Annotated in this window: 3 protein-coding genes and 1 pseudogene; all 4 read right to left on the bottom strand. The window is 64.6% G+C overall.

Annotated elements, in window-relative coordinates; translation table 11 throughout:
- A partial coding sequence (mobH, locus tag RUW20_RS05025; RefSeq protein ID WP_313951103.1) for a MobH family relaxase occupies nucleotides 1-881 on the bottom strand: 881 nt, incomplete at its 3' end.
- 79 nt (nucleotides 882-960) lie between these two features.
- Complete coding sequence (locus RUW20_RS05020; protein ID WP_313951102.1) at nucleotides 961-1,599, bottom strand: FlhC family transcriptional regulator; 639 nt, start codon at nucleotides 1,597-1,599, stop codon at nucleotides 961-963.
- Nucleotides 1,600-1,611: 12 nt separating this feature from the next.
- On the bottom strand, nucleotides 1,612-1,917 hold the full coding sequence (locus tag RUW20_RS05015) for a hypothetical protein (protein WP_313951101.1): 306 nt from the start codon (nucleotides 1,915-1,917) through the stop codon (nucleotides 1,612-1,614).
- Between the two features lie 461 nt (nucleotides 1,918-2,378).
- Nucleotides 2,379-2,687 (bottom strand): annotated as a pseudogene (locus RUW20_RS05010) (DUF932 domain-containing protein); the annotation flags it as partial.

Raw genomic sequence — 2,687 nt, 5'->3', positions numbered from 1 at the left:
GGCCAGACCAGGAACAGACCGTCCTGTCCGAACCACAGGCGCGACTTCTCGCGGTTGGCTATCCAGGCCGAGTTGCCGCTGGTGAGCCGGCGCAGGGCGTCGACCAGGTAGCGCTCCAGGTGCGAGCCGTATTGCGGCGAACCGTAGCGGTCGGCGCTGGCGACCAGGTTGCGGTCGATGACCAGCGCCAGCGAGCGGCGGACCAGTTCGTCGAGGATGTTGTGGTCGCGATAGACCGGAATGCCGCCGATGCTGGCCAGCAAATGCGGCACGATGACTGCGTTGCCCTCGGAGAGGTCGGCCATCACCGCGGGCGGCACCACATGGGGCAGGGCGAACAGGCCCAGGCCGCGCGCCTCGACGGCTTGGGGCCGCCAGCGCAGGAAATAGCGCTCGCTGCCCCGGGTTGCCAGCCAGTCGGCCAGCGGCCGCAGGAAGGCCGGCCACGCCTCGCCGGCGGCATCGGTGACGATGATATGGCTCATCAGCCGGTGCAATTCGCAACACAGCCCGGCGATGAAGGTTGCATGGCGCCAGCGCGGTTCCAGTTGGCGGCGTGCCGAGATGCTCATCCGCCCCGAAAAAATGTGTGCGTCGGTGCCTTGCAGGCTGAAGAAAGCGGTCTCCAGGCCGAGCCGCAAGAGGCCGCCCGGCTTGCTGAAGTAGTTGTCGGCGGTCGCCGGCAGCAGATGCACGCAGGCGGCGTAGCGGCGCACCAGCATTAGGACATCGCGCTCGAAGCTGTCCCGGTCGATGCCGTAACACAGCTTGATGCGTGCGATCAGGTCCGCTTCGCCGGCCAGCAGATCCTCGACCGGCACGGCGGCGAACCCTGGGTCGGAGGCGGGGTATGAAGTGACAGGCGTTGGCGTGGCGGGCATGGCGGTACGGCGATGCCGGAAAGAATGCGAAGCAGGCATTCTTCGGCCGGCTATCTCGCTTGTCGCGCTGAAACGGGACCTATTCCGAGGGGCTATCGCCTTCGGCCTCGGGGCTAAGTTTGTGAAAGAGCGCGAGCATGCCCAGTTGGCGCTCGGTCATGTCGAGGGCGGGGCGAGCCGGGTAAGACGCTTGGATGCGATGGTCCAGGTGAAAGCGTTCCAGCAGCTTGCAGAAGGGGCAAGGTTCGCCAGGGTGCGCCACGGTGCCGACCGCGGCGATGAACTCGCAGCCACACCCGGGGCAGGTCAACACGGACAGCGCCGGTGCGTTGGCCAGCCAGATGCCGTCGATATAGGAGACGAGGTTGAAGGCCCGGTCCAGGCTGATGCGGTAAGGCGGCAGCGTGGCGGCCTGGTAGGCGCGGTAGGCGAAGACCAGGGCTTCGCCGGCCGCGAGTCCCTGGTTGCGCAACTGGCGGTACCTGGCGCCAATGAGGCAGGCGTCGGTCCGCAGGATGAGGTTGGCGCCGTGGTACCACTCGGCCGAATCGGGGGCGCGTCCGCGCGGGATGGTGCGGGCATCGGGGAAGAAGAGGCTCTGCACTTGGCGCGGCGGGATGCCGGTGATGAGGTGGATCGTCTTCAGGCGTGCGCCGAGCGCCGCCAACTGCTTCGCCAGTTGCATGGCGCGCAGGTGCCGGTCGCCGCGGGTCGGCATGGGTCGTGGTTCCTACCGCCGGCTTTCCATCGGCATGGGGGGATGGACGAGCGCCATGGAGCCCGCCAATACTCGCGGCGTGTTCAGCAACGTCACCAGGTCGGCGCGTGGTGGGAACAGGGTCGTGTCGCCGACGTGGATTACCAAGGACCACAACTCGTCGAGGCTCAGTTCTCGAAGATGGTTGGCTTGCGCCGTATTGAGCCCGTACCTGCAGCAGGTCGAGGCGGGGTCATACTGGAGACCGGCGCGAATGACGACCAGCACATTCAGGTTGATCCATTCGACATCGGTAAGCGTCACGCGACTCATGGTCATGTTCTCCAGTTAGTCCTGCTGAAACGGGTGTCTGAGCATCGAAGGCGGAAAGTTTTATGAGCGACCCGTCATGATGATTGGGTTATGGCAATAAAAATCAGCATAGTCATTGGTATTGTGTTATGGCAGGGACATTTGTTCAAAAATCTGGAGGGCGATCCTTTTGCCACACGTAAGGTCCGACAGAAGCTGTTGCTTGGGGGGAATAGCCGCCGCAGGGAGGATCGTTCGGCGTATCTAAAAGGCATAGTTTGAGGGGCGACGATTCCAACGAATCAGACCAAGACCGGCGGGGCAGCCGACGCGGCGACTCAGCGCGATCGCCGGCCTGCTGCGCCTATGGAGGGGGCGCTGCCACTCGATATGATGTCGGGGTAGCGCGCCCTCGGTATAATGGTATTGGAATGGCTGAAGGCCGGGCCGGGGCAGATACCCCGGCCGGCTTTCAGCGATTTTCTGGATCAGGCCGCTTCCGCCAAGCCTTTCCACTCATGGGCCGGCAAGTCGATCAGCCGGCCGCCCAGTGCTTCAAACTCCGTCGCGCGGTCGTAGTCCTCGACCTCCTGGCTGTAATGCGTCACCGCATTGACCAGGCCATAGCCTGACAACTGGCCTTCGGCGATCAAATGGCGCAGCACGCCAGCGCGCTCCGCGTCGTTCAGCGTGTAGCGCTGGGCCAGCACCTCGACCGTCTTCACCGGGTCGCCCACCAGCGGGATGTTGAGCGTCTTCTGCATCTTCTGCGCCGTCTGGCGGAAGGTCGCTTCCGA

This window comes from Accumulibacter sp., assembly GCF_032229525.1.
In the GTDB taxonomy this organism is placed as follows: domain Bacteria; phylum Pseudomonadota; class Gammaproteobacteria; order Burkholderiales; family Rhodocyclaceae; genus Accumulibacter.
This window is presented reverse-complemented; position numbering and strand designations above follow the sequence as displayed.